The 21,199-nt window shown below is 43.5% G+C and carries 12 protein-coding genes and 1 pseudogene; 3 read left to right on the forward strand and 10 right to left on the reverse strand.

The window, feature by feature from the left end:
• Positions 1-66: 66 nt before the first annotated feature.
• Positions 67-3,204 (reverse strand): LPS-assembly protein LptD, encoded by a 3,138-nt coding sequence (locus U1P77_RS02460; protein WP_321155839.1) that lies wholly within the window; start codon positions 3,202-3,204, stop codon positions 67-69.
• A 536-nt stretch (positions 3,205-3,740) separates the two neighbouring features.
• On the opposite strand from U1P77_RS02460, the gene U1P77_RS02465 reads away from it, so the two are divergent.
• On the forward strand, positions 3,741-4,892 hold the full coding sequence (locus U1P77_RS02465) for an aminoglycoside phosphotransferase family protein (protein ID WP_321155840.1): 1,152 nt from the start codon (positions 3,741-3,743) through the stop codon (positions 4,890-4,892).
• Positions 4,893-4,976: 84 nt separating this feature from the next.
• Positions 4,977-5,705 (forward strand): N-acetylmuramate alpha-1-phosphate uridylyltransferase MurU, encoded by a 729-nt coding sequence (gene murU, locus U1P77_RS02470; protein ID WP_321155841.1) that lies wholly within the window; start codon positions 4,977-4,979, stop codon positions 5,703-5,705.
• A 140-nt stretch (positions 5,706-5,845) separates the two neighbouring features.
• Here the strand turns inward: murU and U1P77_RS02475 are convergent, their stop codons facing one another.
• The 9 genes and pseudogenes from U1P77_RS02475 to U1P77_RS02515 form a co-directional block, all read right to left on the reverse strand.
• Positions 5,846-5,962 carry a DUF2474 domain-containing protein gene (locus tag U1P77_RS02475; protein WP_321155842.1) on the reverse strand — a complete coding sequence of 39 codons (117 nt, stop codon included), beginning with the start codon at positions 5,960-5,962 and terminating at the stop codon, positions 5,846-5,848.
• 228 nt (positions 5,963-6,190) lie between these two features.
• Positions 6,191-7,207 carry a cytochrome d ubiquinol oxidase subunit II gene (gene cydB / locus U1P77_RS02480; protein ID WP_321155843.1) on the reverse strand — a complete coding sequence of 339 codons (1,017 nt, stop codon included), beginning with the start codon at positions 7,205-7,207 and terminating at the stop codon, positions 6,191-6,193.
• Positions 7,207-8,715: a cytochrome ubiquinol oxidase subunit I gene (locus U1P77_RS02485; protein WP_414479032.1), complete on the reverse strand. Its 1,509-nt coding sequence runs from the start codon at positions 8,713-8,715 to the stop codon at positions 7,207-7,209. The genes cydB and U1P77_RS02485 overlap by 1 nt, the downstream gene beginning before the upstream one ends.
• A gap of 596 nt (positions 8,716-9,311) precedes the next feature.
• Positions 9,312-9,695: pseudogene (locus tag U1P77_RS02490) on the reverse strand (transposase family protein); the annotation flags it as partial.
• Between the two features lie 8 nt (positions 9,696-9,703).
• The gene (locus U1P77_RS02495; RefSeq protein ID WP_321155844.1) at positions 9,704-10,144 is read right to left on the reverse strand and encodes a transposase family protein; all 441 of its coding nucleotides are present in this window, start codon (positions 10,142-10,144) and stop codon (positions 9,704-9,706) included.
• Positions 10,145-10,240: 96 nt separating this feature from the next.
• Positions 10,241-12,718, reverse strand: a complete 2,478-nt coding sequence (locus U1P77_RS02500) for an esterase/lipase family protein (protein WP_321155845.1) — start codon at positions 12,716-12,718, stop codon at positions 10,241-10,243.
• A gap of 546 nt (positions 12,719-13,264) precedes the next feature.
• The gene (locus U1P77_RS02505) at positions 13,265-14,368 is read right to left on the reverse strand and encodes a tetratricopeptide repeat protein (protein ID WP_321155846.1); all 1,104 of its coding nucleotides are present in this window, start codon (positions 14,366-14,368) and stop codon (positions 13,265-13,267) included.
• 534 nt (positions 14,369-14,902) lie between these two features.
• Positions 14,903-15,541: a 2-polyprenyl-3-methyl-6-methoxy-1,4-benzoquinone monooxygenase gene (gene coq7, locus U1P77_RS02510; protein WP_321156589.1), complete on the reverse strand. Its 639-nt coding sequence runs from the start codon at positions 15,539-15,541 to the stop codon at positions 14,903-14,905.
• A gap of 221 nt (positions 15,542-15,762) precedes the next feature.
• A complete protein-coding gene (locus U1P77_RS02515) occupies positions 15,763-17,115 on the reverse strand; it encodes an MFS transporter (protein WP_321155847.1) in 1,353 nt (450 codons plus the stop codon).
• Between the two features lie 546 nt (positions 17,116-17,661).
• Between U1P77_RS02515 and U1P77_RS02520 the strand changes: the two genes are divergently transcribed.
• Positions 17,662-21,072, forward strand: coding sequence for an autotransporter assembly complex protein TamA (locus U1P77_RS02520; protein WP_321155848.1), 3,411 nt, complete (start codon positions 17,662-17,664; stop codon positions 21,070-21,072).
• The last annotated feature ends 127 nt before the right edge of the window (positions 21,073-21,199 follow it).

Below are 21,199 nucleotides of genomic sequence, written 5' to 3' on the forward strand. Positions count from 1 at the left end.
CGCAATGTTGTCACGTAAGTATTTAGGTTAATAAACAGCTGGCTTTATATTTTGATATCTTGTTCGCTAATCTTTCCATGCAGTCTGTACCGGCTCAAAACCAAGAACTTTATCCGCGAGCAATCGGGTCAAGCGGCTGTCACCACTACCAAGACCATTGAGCCTAATCTCTGCCATAATTGCTTGGGTAGGCTTGTCTTTGATATTTAGGTCATTATAGTAACGGCGACCATAAACTGCAAAGCCAAAGCAACAATCTTCATAATCAACGCCGACGAGAGCGTCGAGCATTTTATCACTGCGATAATCATATTGTCCTTGCGCCAGCACGCGCCAATTATTATTGATAGGAAAAATCGCCGACGCCGTAAATGCGGATAACGGCAGCTGATTGGTATTATTATCGCGTTGACGTTTAACAAAACCGACGTTAAACAAACTATTATCTGATGGCTGATAACGCAATTCAGTAGTAATGAAATTTAAATCATAACTGTTGGTAAGCGCGCCGCTGACATCAACCCAAACGTTGTTGTAAGGTTGGGCACTCGCATCCCATACCATTCCTGAGGATGAAGTCGTAAATACAGGGGTTTGATCCTCAAGCGTAACGCGACCATCATCTAAATAGAACTGCTCCGCAATGCTACCATCAAAACGTGTCACACCCGTTGCGTCGATGTAACGATAATTGACCCCAGGAGTAATGGCATGCAAATCTTGCAAGCGGTCATGGCCTAAGAACCAGCTGTCTGAAAACAACTGCTCATAGTTAATCGAGGCAATACGGGTATTAAAGTTAGGAATATCATTCTGGTTTTTAAAGGGCGAATAAGTGTATTTAAGCCGTGGACTTAGCAGCTGATAACCACCTAAGGTATCATCAAAGGCCCCGAACGGCGATCCAGCTTGGTATAGGTGCAAACCGGCATCAATGCTGGCTTGCGGGACAAATACCGACTGACTGCCGTCTTTTTCACTGAGCGAATTGTCCGCTAAACTGTCTTGGTCATATGAAGTATATAAGTGCTGTAAGCTGATTTTTGGCTTAACATAACCCCATGCGGACTCAATAGGATAGGCGGCGCTGATTTTATTATAAATGCGTGCGCCACTCTTTTCGGCCTCAGAGCCATCGTCGATAGACTTTTTAAAATAGGCAGAATCATGAACGCCAGTGATATCAAAACTCTCCAACCACGGCAGCCTATAGTTCAGCTTTAGCTGCGGCAGACGTGAGTAAGGTTTGTCTTTATCTTTTAGCGTCTCACCAGTATTGGTGAAAGCATCGAGTGTTTGGAAGGTCTCGACTTTTAGCTCACCGGTCACATAATCATTATAGTAATTAAGCCGCGCGCGCCTTGGTAGATTCAACGTATTGTCTGATAAACCTAAAGTGTCAAAGTCATTAAGATATTCTTCATCGGACACATAGCTGTATTTGGCATCGCCGCTTAATCTTGGGATACTGTTTGATGACCAATAGTGATCATAAAAAAAGCTGCTGCGATCTTCGCCGTCATACTCTTTATCATTGGGCAAATACGAGCCGTTGAAAATACCTTCGCCGTACGCCTCAGTTAAATAACGAAACTCACCTGAGAGCATGGGGTTACGATTGGTATAGATATGAGTATTCAGCGTGGCATCATAGTTGGGTGCTAGGTTTAGATAATAGGGGATATCGACTTCAAGGCCACTTTCGCTACCAATACTGGCACTGGGTAACAAAAATCCGCTACTGCGCCGACTGTCGATAGGAAAGTTGAAGTAAGGCAAATAAAATACCGGCACATCGGCGATTCGGAAAGTGGTGTCGTAGGCTTTACCACGTCCGGTATCGGTATCTAAGTCGATGCTTTCAGCTTCAAGTTGCCATTTACGGTCAGTGGGCGGACAAGTGCTAAACATCACTTTATCCAGCTCATATTGACTCTCATTAGGACGGTTAAGTCGCTTGGCATAGCCGTGTGCCTGTAAGGGCACACTGGCAAAAGCCACATTATTTGCGGTTGTTTGTCCAGTCTCAGTGCTATAAGCCAAGCTATCTGCTACACCAATTAAACCGCCTTGTGAGGCTTTTTCGCTAATGGTGGTCTTATTATTATTCTGAGTATTGCCAGGCGTTAGTTGCGTAGCAGGTCTATTGCTATTATTGACGTTGCCACTATTAACAGTACCATTACTAACAGTGCCAGTAGCTTGATCAGTAAATAATACTTTACCTTGTGCGCCAGCCACGCCATTGGTTAAATCCAGCACGATTTTATCCGCTTCGATATGCTGGGTACCCTGATCAATAATGACATTCCCCGACAATTCAGCATAATCGATATTATCATAATAACCATAATCAGATTCTGCAAACAGAGCTGCTTGGCTATTGGGAGTGCCAGTTAAATTAGTAGGGATTTGTCCATTAGTCGCATTGGCTTCATTGACGGCGCGCTGATAATTAGGATTACGCTTAGGATAGACCCACTGACCTTCACAGCGTTGAGAACTATCTATTGAATTGGGAAGCAGGTTTAAATTTGTTCCCAATTGGCGCATAGATTGACGGTTAGCTTGGCTATCCGACGTAGGCTGTCGCGTATTGTTTGCTATCGAAGCTGGATTCTGAGTGCTACTGTCTATTGTATTAACGGTATCGGTACTGTTTAATGTCGGAGTGTCAGTATCGGGGGTAAGCTCATAAAATTCTGCCAAGCGTTGCAAACTTTTTTGAATACTCTCATCGCTGAAATCAAGGCGGCTGCCATCAATCGCAGGATCAGTTGCCATGCTTTGGCGTGCGCGTGAGGCGTTATTATTGTCTTGTTTATTGCTATTATTAAAACTATCGCCAGCGTTAGGATTGTCCAATGACTGGAGGGCAGTATCGTCGGTACTTTTAATACCAGTGTCAGCATCAGTTTTGTCAGTAATTGGGGTAATGGTGTCTGTATTGGGGTCTGTTGTATTGGTATTAGCGTTAATATCAGGGTCAGTATAGACACTTTCATTAATACTCTGATTAACGCTACTATTGGCGCTAATATCAGAATCAGCGTCAGAAATACTGCTGCTGACACTGGTGCTAGCAGTTATAAACGGCTCAGTCGTTTGCACTTCAGCATTTGCTGTGACAGCCGCACTCACAGTCAAGCCTAATGCACCAAATAAAATCAAACGAATGCTTTGGTAAAGCGGAGAATATAACAAGGGCACACCTATGATTGCAGAGCCTATTGGGTCGCGGTATTTAGCTTAATACGGCTATTTAGCCAGTAATTTTTTAGCCCGAAATGTTATTCGGTTGAGCAAGATTATTTAAGCTAATCTTATTTAATATTTGGTACTAAATCAAAGCGCAAGCGTAGCAGAAGAACGTAAAGCAATGGAGCAGCACAATAACTGTGCTCAGTATGTTATATAGTGATCTATTAATAAACCATTATACGACCACGATACGATAAGATGACTGTTAATATCCGGTCATCTTGCATGCATTGACCACTTAGCATAGTCAAAAAAAACCAAATCAGCTACACTATTAACCAAATTTCATGACGTAGCAAGGCGTTTTTTAGATTCATGATCAGCGCCATACATCAAATCAGGGTTTAAGCCCTATTTTATAACAGCCATTTTGAGTCAAAAAGCTCACCATTTTAGCAAGTATTTGCCTGATTTATTACTACTTTAGTTATTTACAACTGATATTTAACCTGCGATGCCCTTATATGATAAACAAAGATATGACAGATAAAATGCTTTTGAACCCTGACCTGACTAATATGGCCGCTAACACTCGCCAGCAGCAGCTAGAATACTGGCTACAGCAAGTGTTTGCAAACCAAGAATTTACGCTTGATAGCTTGCCCGGTGATGCTAGCGCCCGCCAATATCATCGTATTCAGTTTTCAGATAGCCCAGATAATTCAGATAGCCTAGACAGCAAGGGTACGGACGCGGCGCGCTATATTGTCATGGATTCTGCTGACGAGCAAGATGCTTTGCAGCAATTTATTAATGTGGCCAAGCTGATGTCGCCCGCAATCAATGTGCCAGAGCTCATTGCCCAAGATGTAGAGCAAGGATTTTTGGTGCTACAGGATTTTGGGACGATAGAGTTTGCCCATCTACTGGTCGATGCTGAAGCTATACAAGTTAATGATTATTATCAACTGGCGATGCAGACGTTGGTAGCGCTACAAAATGTACCGGTAGAGACCGCAAGATCTCAGCATCAATTGCCAGATTATGATACGGCGCTATTAACCCGCGAGATGGATCTATTTAGTGAATGGTTTATACCTTATATTGGGGTAAGCCTTGATAAGACGCTGTGGGATAACCTAAAATCTGCGTTGATAGCAGAAATTTTGGTGCAGCCGCAGGTCATCGTTCATCGCGATTATCACAGTCGTAATCTTATGCAGGATCAAGCAGACAACTCACGATTGGGCGTGATTGACTTCCAAGACGCGGTCATTGGTGCTTATAGTTATGACTTAGTCTCATTAATGCGTGATGCTTACGTGGAATGGCCAGAGAGCCAAGTATCGAACTGGATTCATGACTTTTGGCAATTGCAGCAGCAGGCAAGTTTAGCTACTGGTTTGGCTACTGGCAGTAGCGCAGAACAGCTTGAAAGCGACGTCAATGTTATGGGCGTGCAGCGACATTTAAAAGTATTAGGAATTTTTATCCGCTTATCTGAACGCGATGGTAAAAACCGCTATTTGGCTGATATACCCAAAGTCATGCGTGATCTAATGTTTGAGCTGGAGTGGCTTGGTGCATATGGCAGTAATAGTATTCAACAAGCGGTATTGCCATTCAATATATGGTTAATAGATACTGTCTTGCCAGCCTATCAACGTAAGTTTTCACAGCAGTATATTTAGCTATATCTATTCAATGTAGTGTTCTAAAACATCACTAGCTTTCACACCATTAGAAAATTAACTTTATAAAAATAAGGAGCGCTCATGGCCGCAATAACGCAAGCAATGATTTTGGCTGCTGGCAAGGGTACGCGCCTGCGTCCATTAACCCTTGATACCCCCAAGCCTTTGGTTGAGGTGGGCGGCAAGCCGCTTATTGTTTGGCATATTAAAGCACTACAAGCGGCGGGAATTACTGATATCACTATTAATGCGTCATGGCTTGCGGACAAGTTAATGGAAACTTTAGGTGACGGCTCGCAATATGGCGTGAAATTACAGTGGTCAGTTGAGAACGATGAACCTTTAGAAACAGCGGGTGGTATTTTTCAGGCGCTACAAACGGGCAAGCTACAAGAGGCGCCCTTTATATTAGTTAACTCTGATGTTTGGACGATTTTTGATTTTGCACGTTTGCAAGACTATGAGCTAGGAGCAGATCAGCGTGCTCATCTATTACTGATAGATAATCCAGAGCATAATAGCAGTGGTGATTTTGCTATTAATAATGGCTTGGCCAGTGAGCATGCCGTTGGCGATGATGATAAATATACTTTTGCTGGAGTCAGTGTCGTGTCGCCACGCTTGGTTGATGGGCTAGTAACTGGACAGCCTGCCGCCCTAGCGCCATTACTGAAGCAGGCCATGATGAAGTTTCAGGTAACCGCAGAAGTCATCACTGACAACTGGATAGATGTCGGTACAGAAGAACGCTTAACACAGGTGAATAGCTTTATTGAGACTAAAGGGGTAGGCGATCACCGTGGTGCTTAGTTTTCTTTAAAAAAGAGCTAAGCTATAAAGCCTTTAAAGATAAAGCTGTTAAACGAAAAAACGCAGCGCTGATGATTTTTCAGCGCTGCGTTCTTCTTGTTATTGAATGAAACCAATTAGAGCCAGTTACAGATAGCAATCTAAACACCCATTGCCAGCTTAATCAGTTGGGCAATAATAAAGATAGTCAAAAAACCTGCTAAATATAAGCCGATAAACCATGCCCATTGTGTTTGCTTTTTACTGAGCTTTTTCATGATGACCTCTTAGTTATCGTTAATCCCTTGTAAGTTTTTCATTAACGGCTGAAGAAAAATCATATCGCCTCCACCACCATAAGAGCAATCAAATAAGGTTTTAGTAGCAACTATGCTTGGTAGTATTACGTTTATTTAGGATCAACTGTAGCTTGTTAAACTAAGCTGCCGCAATGATTGGCGGCAGCTACTATATATTCTCATAGCTCAAAACAGTATTTATGCTACCTAGTACATATGCTCATGATTCGTTTTACCTTTAAAGGTGTAATAGGCAAAAGCAGTATAACTGAGGATAATCGGTAGCATAATACCGGCCCCAATCAACATAAATGATAGTGAGGTATCGGCTGCGGCGGCTTCATAAATAGTCATTTGATAAGGCACAATATAAGGGAACATGGCATAACAAACGCCAATATAACCCATTAAAAACAGCGCCACAGTCAATAAGAATGGACGATATTCGCGCTCAGTTGCTAAGTCTTTATGCATCAAAAAGAATAATAACAGCACGATAATTGGCATGGGCGCTAGATATAACAGCCCTGGGAAGCCAAACCATCCTTCAAGCGCTTTGATATCTGAGAAGTACATAAATATCGTTACCACCACCATCGCTAATACCAGCGCTGATAGTATCCAGCTCGATACTTTACGTGCCCAGACTTGTAGCTTGTGTTCAGTTTTGATAATGAGCCATGTCGAGCCAAGAAGGGCATAACCGATAATAAGGGCGAAACCGCAGACGACAGCAAATGGCGTGAACCAATCGAAAGGGCCACCAGAATATAAACGATTGCTGGCCTCTAACCCTTGTACCAGTGCTCCCAGCATCACGCCTTGGGAAAAGGCTGCGACCACAGAGCCGATAAAAAAGAAAGTGTCCCATACGTAACGATGAGAGGTGGCTTTAAAGCGAAACTCAAACGCCACCCCGCGCATGATAAGACCAAACAGCATAAAGGTCACGGGCAGATATAAGCCAGTCATAATGATGCCGTAAGCCACTGGGAAAGCAGCGAACAATCCACCGCCTCCCAATACCAGCCAAGTCTCGTTACCATCCCAGAATGGCGCGATTGAGTTCATCATTCGGCTACGGTTCTTATCAGAGCCGGCAAACGGAAATAAAATACCGCAGCCCAAATCAAAGCCATCGAGCAACACATAAATGAAGACGGATAAGGCAATTAAGCCACCCCAAATTAGGGGTAAATCTAATACATCACCATAGTTAAACATTAGCGTAACCCTCCGTCTTCTTTATCATTCGCTGGCTTATCGATATCTTCAGCTGAATCCTGTTCTACTTTTTCACTCGCATTACTATCGCCACTCAACGTACGTCCCTGACCTTCGGTGATAGAATGCTCATAGAAGTTATCATCCGCAGGATCTTCATAAGGTTGAGGTCCTTTAGCAATCAAACTTAGGATATAAAAGCTACCGGCACCAAAGACCACGATATACAACACAATGAAGCCAATGAGGGTGGTTGCAACTTGCTGCGCGGCAACCGGTGACATACTTTCAGCGGTACGAATCACCCCATATACCGTCCAAGGCTGACGACCGGTTTCGGTAACAAACCAACCTGCAAGGAGCGCGACAAAACCAAGTGGGGTCATCATCATCCAAACACGGTGGAACCATTTACTTTCAGGATTAAATTGCTGCTTTTTAAAGTATTTGTAGGCACTGAACAGACCCACAAGCACCATCAACGTACCAATACCAACCATGACCCGGAATGACCAAAATACAATAGGAACGTACGGTTGGTCTTCTGGTGCCCAATTTTTAAGCCCTTTTACTTCGCCATCTAATGAATGAGTCAAGATTAGACCCGACACATAAGGAATTTTGACTTCATAGTGGTTCTTTTGCGCTTCTTGGTCTGGAATGGCGAATAGCACCAGTGGCGCACCGCGCTCATTTTCCCAAAGACCTTCCATCGCAGCAACTTTAGCTGGTTGATGCTCAAGCGTATTCAAACCATGCATGTCACCAATCAACACCTGCGCTGGCGCGACGAAAATGGCCATAATCATCGCCATACCCAACATCACACGACCATGTTTACGGTGTTCGGGATGTTTTTTAGATTGAATATAATAAGCACCGATACCACCGATGACAAAGGCTGTGGTCAAGAACGCCGCCGTTACCATGTGTGCAAAGCGATAGGGGAAGGATGGATTAAAGATAATCTCTAACCAATCAGTTGGATAAAGTAGGCCATCAGCGCCAACCATGAAGCCTTGCGGGGTCTGCATAAAGCTATTAGCCGACAAAATCCAAAATGCTGACATTAGCGTACCAACAGCGACAATCGCAGTTGACGCAAAGTGCATACGTTTGCTAACGCGGCCCCAACCAAACAGCATAATACCCAAAAATGAAGCTTCTAAGAAAAACGCGGTTAAGACTTCATAGGCGAGCAGAGGGCCAATGACGTTACCTGCTTTATCGGAGAAAACCGCCCAGTTGGTACCGAACTGATAGGACATGACAACGCCTGATACCACCCCCATTCCGAAGACGACAGCGAATATTTTGACCCAGTGTTTATAGACTTCGGCATAAATTGGTTCACCGGTTTTGAGCCAACGATATTCTAATACAGCTAAAAAGCTGGCAAGACCGATGGTAAAGGCAGGAAATACAATATGCCATGAGATAACAAAAGCGAACTGGATACGCGCGAGCATCAGCGCATCAAGCTGGTCGATCATAAACGTAGCGAACATAAACGGTTACCCTTATCTGTTAGCTGACTAGCGCTGGCTTCCATGATACGCTCAAGTAACTGTCCGTAACCGTCCGTCATTATTCGTAGATAGGGGGGCGATAAGCATTACGGGCAATAGCCAATTGTTATTTAACTGCGAATGTTACTTAACTAAAGACCGTTTGACTAAAAATTATTTAGCCAAAAATTATTTAGCTGAAGTAATTAATTTATATCCGTATAAACTAATAAACATTTATTTATTAAGTCAATAAGATACAATTTCTTATTGTCAATATATTATGCACCACCCTAAGTGTACGTGCAAGAGACACATTTTTATGGACGCGTACCTAGCAGTCACTGATTATTGAAAACTGTGGAGAACATGGGGTTGAAAAGCAGTAACTCACTACAAAAAAATATCCCATTGTTTAATATTAGTTACTAATAATTACTGCTTATTATCACAGTAAATTACTAATAATTACATTACTGAAGACAGTAAGTTACAAGGTTAAAAAATAAGGCAATACTATTAGGTAATAAAATCACAGCAGAATATATTAAAATCTCGACGAGCTAAATGTCAGGATAGTAGACCTCTTGCAAAAGTCATAGATTAAGTTCGAAATTAACCACACCTGCAAATAGCTTCATTCTCAAATCATAACGCTGACGACGATTGCGATAGCGCTGGGCAACGATTTTAAAGAGCTTAATCAAACCTATTTTGTGCTCAACTAGAATACGGAGTTTAGCTAAATACTGGTTCACCTGTTTACAACAGTCTAGTAATTCACCACCTTTGGGCTTTTTAAAAGGTGTGAATGTTTGGTCATGAAGCTTTGCTATACCTTGATAGCCACTGTCTGCTAAGTAGCTGGTGTTTTCAGGTAGCCAATCAGGACAGGTTTCTTTATAAAGTTTAAAGTCATGCACGGCGCCTTTAGTGGTTTGAACATCAAGTATCAGACCCGTTTGCCAATGCACAATAACTTGCGCTTTTAAGGTATGTCGCTTCTTTTTGCCGCTGTAGTAGTCGCCTTGGTTTTTTTTGGACGCTCAATCGATGTTTCAGTGGCATCTATAATAACCGCTGACCAGTTAATGTCGTCAACATCGCCCCGAGGTAGCTTTTTAGGTAAGTCAAACTGACCTGATTTAATAAGAATATCTTCTACTTTACGAACCATACGACTGGCAGAAGACTCATGAATGCCAAAGTCCATACCAAGGTGATAAAGCGTTCGGTATTCACGCCAATAAGTCAATGCAAGCAGGAGCTGCGCTTCCAATCTAAGCTCGCTTGGACGACCTGATTTGGTCTTTGCTGCTTCATGTTGTTGCATGGCTTCTAACATGGCTTTAAAGGTAGTTTTATGAATACCAGTGTAGCGTTTGAAGCCTGAGTCGCTTTGCTCAATTAGTTTATTTATATTGGGCATGGCAGTTATTTGATTGTGAATGATACGGTTATTCTAATTCATGAGGCTACTTTTGCAAGAGGTCTAGTTATTACCATTCTTTATAAAAATTGTTAGTTACTGCTTTAATTGTTGATGCAAAATACGCCGTAGAGTGAGAATGGTTTGCGGGTTGGCTTGAATGCTATGACCACCGCTAATGACGGTCTCAGATGCTGCGCCATCGAGATGGGCACTACTGTAGGGCACGATGCCATCGGATAAACGTGCGGTCAGCGCTTGGCTGATATCCTCATTAACGATGACCGACGCCACAAGTGGCTTATTTGCTAACGTGCTTATGTCGGCAGCAAGGTTTACACTTGCAGTATCGACCGTAATGTTGTCATCTTCTGGCAGCGCTTGGGACAAGTCAATCTTCGCACCATTGGGCTGCATTTGTGCCAAACCTTTAGTAATGTCCGCGTCGTTATTAGCGATGATAGAGTGATAAGTAATACGATCGTTGATATTAATATTTTTAGTCAGCTGAATAAAGGACGATTTATCGCTTAGCTGACTCGCACCATTTTGTAAGTACAATGCGCCTAATGGGTTTTGTGCCAAATCGCCTTGAGTGGCAATCATTGCCAAATTATCTGTCACTGTTTTGACCAAACTTATTGGCAAATAGATGACACGGCGTAAGGCGCGAATAAACCAGCGGTCCGCATAGTCAGTACCTCGGAATGGCGCGGATAAAAATACCGCAGTATCGACTTGTGGCAGGGTCTCAAGCTCAAAGCGTTTGCCCAGTTCTGCTTGACCAAATTCCCGTTTTAGCTTGGCATCGATTTGCTGTCTATTACTGGATAACATGTTTTGATCGTCTAATGCATCAAGGTTTTGGGTCAAATTATCATCAGAAAGCATCATACGGGCGATAATAGCACCCATACTATGGCTAATAATGACGCTATTTTTGCTGGCGCGATTTTGCCCGTTAGGATCTGTTTGCTGATAAGTGGCTTTAAGTAATTTTTGAATCTGATAGCGATTTTCTAAAATAGGCAAGTTAGTAGGGTAGAAAATTTGCCATACTTGGTAGTTATCACGCAGCTTGTCATCATTAAAAATATCGTTGGTTAAATTAACCCAAGTCGCAGGGCTTGATGCCAGACCATGTATCATGACAATTACTCGCTTATCAGGGTCATACGGCTCTAGCATGAATAGTTTAGGCAAGCTGGCTTCTTGCTGACGGGTCAACAGGTTTAAATAGCCCACACCATCCAGTTGGTTTTCCGCCAGCCATAGCCCATAACCGGCTGAGAAGTTAGCCGCAAGGGGATAATCATCTCCCAAAATATTGATGTTCTCACTGCGGTAAGGATTATATAAGTGAATATCGAGCTGCTCGCTGCTGAGTACGTCAAGGACGCTGTCACCGGCAGGCTTAATCAAACCGGTCATCAATAAATGTCCGGTAGGATAGATGCGTGCGCTGGTCTCGTTATCATCCTTGCTGCTGGTGGTCTCCTTACTTAGTCTGCCTGATAGGGTTGAGACCAATAGCTGGCGGATAGTTGTGGTATAACGATCATCCAATGAAGCTACCAAGCTAATTCCCAAGCCTGGGCGCTTGCTAATTGAGTTCAGTCCGGTCAGACGCAGCTCATAAGTCGATACTAAATCTGCTAATGCAGAAGATTGTTTATTGGCGTTTTGTAGATAGTTGTTTTCGTTTGGTAGGTAAACATTAAGATTATAATCATCTACTTGCATGGTCATGACATTGATTTGGTCGGTGGACTTGCCTTGACGCGGGGTACGATTGGCAATCGTTGCTTTATTGTCATTGTTAAGCTCAGTTGTCGTTGGCAAATAACTGATTTTGGTATCTCCCATCAGCTTATGCGAGTTATCGGCTGATTTATACAACTGGGTAATGACATCGTTACTGGCAGCGTTATAGATATCTTGGGTTTGGATATCAATGTCGCTTGGAATGCGGTTTTGCTGGCGAGTCCTGCTTTTTCCTGACTCTGCCCCTTCAAAATCATGGGCTAAGCTATCGTAAAACAGATAAGTATAACTGAACTTAATAGCATCAAATAGTCGTCCTTGATAGCCAATCAAACAACGACTGGTATTGTTCTGCTGAGTTTCAGCCTGACTATCGGTTAGAGAGGCATTGGCATAATAAGGGTCAAGCGGCGGGCGGGCAAGCGCATCACGGCATTCTTGAGATTTTGCCAGTTCGCGCGCTTTGGCATAGTGTAGTTCCGAGAAAATCGCCAATGCTGGCCGATAATGTTCATTGAGCATACTGTCAGTAAGCTGTTCTAAACACAGATCAAAGTATTGCATACAGGCTTGTTCATTGAGACCTGCTGATAATAAGGTCGAGGCGGTGTCGCTACTGAGCTTATTATCAGTAACAATATTGCCACGCTGAGCAGAAATAGTCTTTGCTGAGGCTTGCTTATCCACAGAGACTGTACTACAGGCCGGCAATAGTACTATCGCCACTACTAACGCTATCAGGGCAGCGATAAACGTTGGCTTTTTATGAGCGTGGGCCGCTGAAGTGGTAACAAGGCGGGCAGAAGTCATAGATGGTCTCAGTAAATGATAGTTATGAGTCAGCAATTAGCTTGTTATGCGTGTACAAGAATGAGTGTAGCGTAACTTTTGTTATTACACTATTTTATTTAAAGCCTGTTGTCTGAAGCTTGTGAACTCAAAACTGCCGTTTAATACTTAATATGTTCATTCCACTGCTCTAGTCGCAAGCACTCACGCCCTAATATAAAAGAAAATAAATACGCTACTATAGTCAGTACCAAATAAAGTAGATACACACATGGTTTCGTATAACTGGCAGAAATTTTTCTAGCTTGCTGTGTGACTGCGTCACTTTTCGATGCTTCGAAAATTTCTACCAGCCATACTGTGTTCGTTTAAAGTGGCTCAACTATATAAACCGCAGTCGCGATACCCATAAAAAAGCGCGTTCGTTTTATATTGATTTAATGACAATATAAAACGAACGCGCTGATAGTTTCAATTCCACGATAGCCTTTATTTCAAGACATTTTTTAACGTGATGGATTATTGCCAACTATGTCTAAATAGCTAAGTCTAAGGCCATCGTTAAATTTAGGTGGTCGCCTTAATACTGATCTTAGGAGCGGGTAAATCCCAAATATAGAATTTACCGTCTTCAACCAGCTTGATTTGCTGACGAATAACGGCGTTATCAGGCATTTGTTGCTCAAGGCGACGTAGGCGCTCCAACGCTTTGTCACGTTGATCACTCAATAAATCTGACTGTGCCAAACTTTGTTCTGCTTCGGTATAACCAAGCGCTACGGCTCGATCTAGATACTTTTGGCCTTCTTTAAAGCCGCCGCCTTCTGCCAGCATCATGCCATATATAAAGTTGGCTTCACCGCTCTCAGGGTTACTCTTGATGGCGCGATCGACATACTTTCCGCCGCGTACGGTGTAGTCTGAGCCTAAATCTAGGTTACGTCCCATGCCATTGAGTTTGGCGGCACGGATTAGCACGTCAAAAGAAGCGTTGGGCGCGCTAGCGTAAGGTTCAATCCATTCAGTTAATACTTTTATTTTTTCACGGGTATTATAACGCTCTGTACGGTTAGGGAAGTTTGGTGGGTAGTGGCGCGCGTTGGGAGACACTTCTGCGATAAAGTCATCAAGTAAGCTAACATCTAGCTTGTCCGTACTAAGACTTTGTTGTTGCGGTATTAGAATAGTCGGCACAAAGCTGATATCTGACACTCGCACTTGTGGTGATGGAACACTAGGGAGCTGTCCGCCGCTAATATCCACACCGGTACTGGTCATAGGCCCACGTTGATAGACACGAGTGGATCCTGTCAGCTCGGAGGTGTCAGGTACTGGTGTTGTCGCTTGAGGCTGCGCTGTTGATAGTGATTGTGCAGTATTAAATGGTATATTGCTTTGTTGTACGGCACTGGGTGTAGCGGTATTTGATTGTGCGTCAGTTTGAGCAGGGCTGACAGTGGCATTAGGCTGAGCGCGGCGAATAACTCGTGTGCTGGAGTCAACCGCGCTAGGGGCACTAATTATAGCAGGGGTAGTCGTTGCCGTTGCCGTGTCAGAATCGGCTGCAATCGCAGGGGCAGATAGCATCATCGTGCATGCCGCCGCTAACGCAGTTAAAGTAGCAAACTTATGCGTCTTAGTAGAGGTGCTAGGCTGGCTTAGGACTTTCATAGAAACATTACCTTGTTTATTTAGTAGTTATTTATCAATTGGTTGGCAGTTATTTACGGTCATTGGCTTAAAATCGTACAAATTTTTATTACCCTAGCAAATTAACCTGAGCGTTATCAGTAGTAGGATTGTTAAAAGCAGACAAATTGAGCCTGCTTGACTATAAATTTAACTAGGGCGTGTTGAACATTCACAAATAAGCACTGCTGATAGCTAAAAGTGTTCCAGACAAGAGGCAAATCGACGATAATGCAGATGCCTTAGCTAGATTTGCTACACAGTATGGGGCAGTTTTAGCATCAGCCCTGAGGACGGAGTAAGCAAAGCACTGCTTTGCCCGTCCGCAAGACAAGAGCTATGCTCGCAGTTGGACAGGACTCTTTTTTGCCGCTACTTTGCCAAAACTATCCGCTTAGAATAACTAAACTAGATATTTTTGACTTTGAATCGCCTAAAAAATAGTCTCTGTCAGTGCTATGGTCGAATGTTCAACACGCCCTAACAATGCCGTTGTAAATGTTGTTATAAATTCTGTTATAAATGATAAGCAGTGGCTTTCATGCGATTGGCCATCCAGCGCATAGTGTGGCGTACCGGTGGTGATAAGGCTGCGCCGCCACTTTCTAATGCTAACTCACGATGGTGTAATTCTTCAATATCCATTTGCGCTAGTATTTCTCGTGAGCGCGTATCTTGCGTGGGTAATTGCCCGATATGGTCTTGTAAATGCTCACTAACCTGCGCTTCGGTCTCCGCGACAAATCCTAAGCTAAACTCATTAGAGATGGCACCAGCCACGGCGCCAAGCCCGAACGACATGCCGTACCATAATGGGGTAAAGACACTGGGATGACTGCCGAGTTCGTCTAGACGGGTCTCACACCAGACCAGATGATCGACCTCTTCTTCGGCTGATTGGTGCATGGCTTGCTTAACGCCATTGTCTTTTGCCGCAAATGCTTGCCCATGATAAAGACCCTGCGCACATACTTCGCCTGTGTGATTGATACGCATCAGGCCGGCGACATGTCTTGCCTCGGTAATGGTAAGCTCGGGAATATCGTCATTACTGACGGGTAGCGGACGGGTGCTAGGGTTTGAATGTGGCACGACGGCTCGCAACGCCTTGTCAACGCCGAGTAGTAACTGGTCAATTTTGGATAAGGAACGCAGTGCCATAATTAGCTCCTGATTACGTTGTGTATGAGATACTTGGGTATGATAAATAGATTATCGCTATGTATAGTTCGAATGCGATAGTAACCGCTTATCAACAGTTAATAGATATTACTATAGCAAACAATGCGGATTATCGGCACGAAAATTATCAGCTTAACGGGTCATTCAAAGGTTGCAGTTGTAACCGTTGCTTAGCGCTCGATTTTACCCCCTGTTTAATCTTGCCGACTGAGTTCCTCATCGTGGGTTTGTATGACCGCCTGTTTGATATGCTTATTAAGCTTAATATATAAAAATAATCCAAAGGCAATATTGAGTACTCCTGTGACTAAGAACAATTGTGGTAATGTCAGTCCCAAGGTATTTAATACGACGATAGCAAAGATGGCTGAAGTGACCATAAATATGGCATTAAAGATATTATTCGCACCAACAATGCGTGCGCGATGACTTCTGGGTGCATAGGCTTGCATCGAAGCATATAAAGGTACGATATATAAGCCGCCACTGAAGCCTAAAAAGAACAGGTCAGCAAATACGCGCCAGCTACCGACAATATTAAAAAGCTCGCCAACACCTAATAAGGTTTCAGTGTTGACATTGGTATTCACGCCAATATTCAATCCCGATAGAGAAAAGTACAAGTCAATAGCAAAAATACTTAAGCCGGCACTACCAAAGGGTAATAATCTCAAACTGACCTGATTTTTGGTAAAGGTTTTACATAGTAGCGAGCCGATAGAAACCCCAACTGAAAACAAGGTTAGTAGGAAAATTACCACCGATTCATCACCATGCAAGATAACCTTGCTAAACTCTGGCGTTTGGGTCAAAAAGGTCGCTCCATAAAACCAAAACCAACTATTACCTAAAATGACAAAGAATAAAAACGGCATCGAGTACAAGTAACGCACCGCCGACATACTAGTAGTAAAAATATTCCAATTGATGATTAAGTTAGGTTGCATTGCTGGCATGATAGGGATAAAGCGCGCGGCCATATAACCTAACAGCGCCACTACCAAGACCGTCACGCTAATCCAATACAGCGACTGTGGTAACTGCGTTAAGACACCAGCGATAATCATACCCAGTAAGATAGCCAGCGACGTGCCCATCTGAAATAGGCCGTTGGCACCGACTAACTCATTCTCTTTCATCGCTTGCGGCAAATAGGCATATTTAATGGGACCAAAAAAGGTTGAGTGAGTACCCATCAAAAATAACGCCACAAATAATAGCGCATACCACTCAAATACAAAGCCCACTGCCGCGACCACCATAATGACTATTTCAAGCAGCTTAATGAATCGCGTTAGCTTTGATTTTTCGAACTTATCCGCAATTTGCCCTGCCAACGCTGAAAATAAAAAATAGGGCAAAATAAATAGCATCGCTGCTAAGTTATTCAGAATACTGACCTCTACTCCCAGTTGAGTGGCAGCAGTATAAGTCAACACTAATATCAGCGCTTGCTTAAAAATATTATCATTAAAGGCCCCCAAAAACTGGGTAAAAAACATGGCGCTAAAACGGCGACGCTTAAATAACTGAAACTGATTTGCCACGAAGACTCCTACAAGCGGGTAGCGTCTGATAAGTTGAGTGAACTGGCTATTATAAGACCAACGGGATACCGCTAACGCGATAAGACCAACGCATTGCCTGTGTCGATAATGTTATTTATTATTATCAATAGTATCAAAAACTTATCAAAATATAAGATAGGTTTTAGCAGTATTAGGCCGTATAATAGCAAGGCTTTGCCAGAAATACATGCGCCTGATGCTATGATTTAATAATTATCTAAGTTATGATTTGTAAGTTTTACGCGTCTGTATCATGAAAAACATGTTGGAATTATAAGCAGCGTTGTGAAATCATAAAAAATATTGTGAAGAGCCAAGCGCCAGCAGAGGCGTGCTACCGTTTAAGACTAACGGCTAAATGGTGCAAGTGGCATAGCATAAGCCAAATCACGCCCCAACAGAGCAGTCAAATAATAGCCACGTGCTATAAGTGTCGTTACCGCTAATACTTGGCAGTAACTATCGTCAGTAACTTTATAGCTTCAATAAATTTGTGCCGCCTGAGGCGAGAGGAAGTAAGTAATCATGAGACGTCAGCCTTCAACTCTAGCGCGCAACTTGCCCAGCAACTATTTTGCCCGTACCGCGTTATTTACCGCTCTCGCCAGCAGCTTATTTGGGTTTGGTATGTCACCCGCAATGGCCGCTGATGCCAGTGGTAATATGAATAGTAATGTCAATAACAGCGCTAATAACAATACTATTGATAGCTCGGAACAGCCTAGCTCAGATGCTCAGCTCGATGCGGCCTTGGATGCGTTACGCCTAAAAAAAGCAGTAGATCAAGGTATCATCGATCAATCGGTATTAGACGATCACAGCGAGCAAAATCTAAGTATTAAGCCTCAAAACAAACCAAAAATCCAACCAAATATTGGCAATAGCCTTAACAGCTCAGTTAGTTTGGACCGTTCAGATCGTTTGATCAATGCTCAACCGAATGTCTCCAATGAGGATTTGCAGCAGCAAGCCGCCAGTGTACAGCAGCAGGGTTACCAGATGATGACTCCTGAACAAATTGAGCGCGAGCTTGCCGCTATGGATGCTCAAAATAATAGCGACTTCGATGATAATAACAGTGGCAATAGCGGTTTTGATGCGCCCGTTGCTACCTTAGACAGCCGCGAGGCGCCTATTGGTTTAGACGTCAGTTTAGATGCGGCTAGTTTGCCAGCACCCACCAACCTTGATACTTTAGGCAAGTATGAGACGGTCGCCGAGCGTGCGGAGACTGCCGAGATTATGTCGCGCCCCATTAACGTCAGCGATTCTGTAAGTAGTGGACGCGTTGATGCGGGCGTCGATATCAATCAGCAATCTGCTCCCGCGCAAACGTTGTCGCAACAAGAGAGCAGTCCGGTCACCGGTACGGACAATAGGATAAGCGATATTCAAGCACAGACCAATGCGGGCAAGCTGCCAACCGCAGTAGATGAGCAAGATATACGAGCAGGTATATTGAATCCCGATGATTACCTGCCGGATTATGAAACCGCAACCGAGACCCAAGCAGTTAGCGATAGCGTCGCTCAGGCCACTAAATCAAAACCCCTTGCTCGTAACAGCGGCAATATCGTTAAACGCTTATACAATCGGTTTTTTAATGGCGGTGCTATGGCACTACCGAGCGTAGAAACAACGGTATATTTACAACAAGCCGCGTCTGACAATGCGATCAACGGCCAGCCAAAACTTATCAAGGCTGATGATGATATTCAGCCTATCAATAATATTAAAGCGGCTCTTGATGATACCACCGTCCAATCTGTCGCTGACTTTACCGCTGCCCTACCGCGCTTGCGCCAAACAGCGTTAGATGCTGCAAAAGCCGTTGGTTATTATGATATTACCTTGCGTCTGCGACAACCAACTGCTGACACTGTTGATGTGATCATCGAAAAACTAGGTGAACCCGTACGCGTTGACAGTCGTACCGTCGATGTTCGTGGCGCAGGTAATGAACAAGCGGAATTTCAAGTACTCGAAAAAACGCTACCACCGCTCGAGGGCGATGTGTTTAATCACCGGGTCTATAAAAATAGCAAAGCGGCACTTGAAGCGCTAAGTAATACTTACGGTTATTTTGATCAATCTTGGTTGAACAAATCGGTCGATATCATTCTGCCAGACAACATTGCTGATGTGTCTCTGATTTATGATACGGGTGCTCGTTACGAGTTCGGTGACGTGGTGTTTTTTACTTATGACGAGGAAACAGGCACTTTAACTAAAGACCCTGATAAATTGCCTGTTGAGTTATCATTATTGCAGCAATTGTTTGACTTTGAAGAAGGCGACCTATTTTATCGCCCTGCGGTTACTAAATTTAGTAACGACTTAGCAGCGACCCGTTATTTTAATACAGTGAACGTTGAAACCATTTTGCCGCCTGATGAACGCAGCGCAAACAGTACTCTAGCTTTCGATAATGCGCCAGCAGGTGCTGATGATGATAATGACGGCATTATAGATAGTGATGAAAATATGGTTTCTTCTAGTAATGACAACGTTGGCGAGTCATCAGTGAATATGGCGAACCGTCAGAGTGACACCAGTACGGATGATGTTAATAACAATAATAACGACAACATCAATACCAATAGTGACACGTCTGTTAATAAGGCTGACATTGCGCCTATTGAGTTTGAAGTGGATGAAGAAACCAGTGCAAAGCTGCAAGCTATTAAACAAAAATCCGAGCGTTTAACCCGTCTGCCAAGCAATCGGGTGTTGGATGAAAAAGAGGAAAAAGCAGAAAATATTTTGGGCAAAATAAGCGACTCTATTAGCAATGTCGCCAAAAAGATATTTCCTGAAGAAGAAAGTATACTCGCTGATGAGAATTTGGTGCCACCAACGCTTGAGGGTCGTAAAACCCCTGAGCAAGTACAAAACAGTAAGGAAGTACCGTTATACGTGTTTGTGTCTGCCAATAATCCGCGTGATGCACAAATCGGTATCGGCTACGGTACCGATACTGGTGTGCGCGCGACAGCAAAAATTGACTATAACTTACTCAATCGTAAAGGCTATCAAGCAGGAGCGGAGGTTGCGGTATCAAGAATTAATAAAAACGTCACCGTCTATGGCAGTCGGCCTTGGAAACATCCGCTCAATGATATATTAGAGGCGCGTCTAACTTATGAAGAAGAGGTTATCGATCAAGGTAAAGGCAACTTTGATCTATCCACCAAAACATTAAAAGCAGCGCTGGCACGGAATATTCGCCGCGACAACGGTTGGAACCGTAGTTATTCGGTACGCTACCGTTTAGATGAGCTAAAAACTGGCGTCGATGACGCCGATTTAGAGGATTTGCCGATACGTTTTACGTCCTCTAGTCCCAAACAAAGCGCACTGCTATTCGGCTATGGCATAAATAAAACGGACGTTGATAATGCGGTCAATCCGACTCGCGGTATCCGCCAGTATTATTCTATTGAAGCAGGAGCGGACAAGGTATTAAGTGACACCGACCTTGTGATTGCCCGTGCTGGTGTCAGCGGTATTTATAGCTTTGGTGATGATAATAAGCATCAAGTGCTTGGTAGTCTAAATGGCGGCTATATCTGGGCGGATAACTTCAATGAAGTGCCTTATAAGCTACGTTTCTTTGCTGGCGGCGATCAAAGCATTCGCGGTTATGACTATGAGAGCTTGTCGCCGATAGACAAAGGGTATCTGACGGGTGGGCAGATACTGGCCGTCGGTAGCGCTGAGTATAACTATGAGTTTAGACCTGGGTTTCGCGGTGCACTCTTCACCGATGTGGGTAATGCTTATGATAAAGATTTCGATACCGAGACTAAGGTTGGCGTAGGGGTCGGCATTCGCTGGGCGTCACCAGTAGGCGTTGTGCGGGTTGATGTGGCCGCTGGTGTCACAGAAGAGAGTATTCCGATTAGACTGCACTTCTTTATTGGTTCGTCTTTATAACTAAATAAGTAAATGATAAGCTTAATAATCCATATCCATGCATTGCGTCCGATTATTATAAAAAGCTATTAGTCCCATTAATCGTATTGATTGTGGGTTAATACCGAACCTCTTTTAACCCAGTTGA

This window comes from Psychrobacter sp. LV10R520-6 (genome assembly GCF_900182925.1).
Lineage (GTDB): Bacteria > Pseudomonadota > Gammaproteobacteria > Pseudomonadales > Moraxellaceae > Psychrobacter.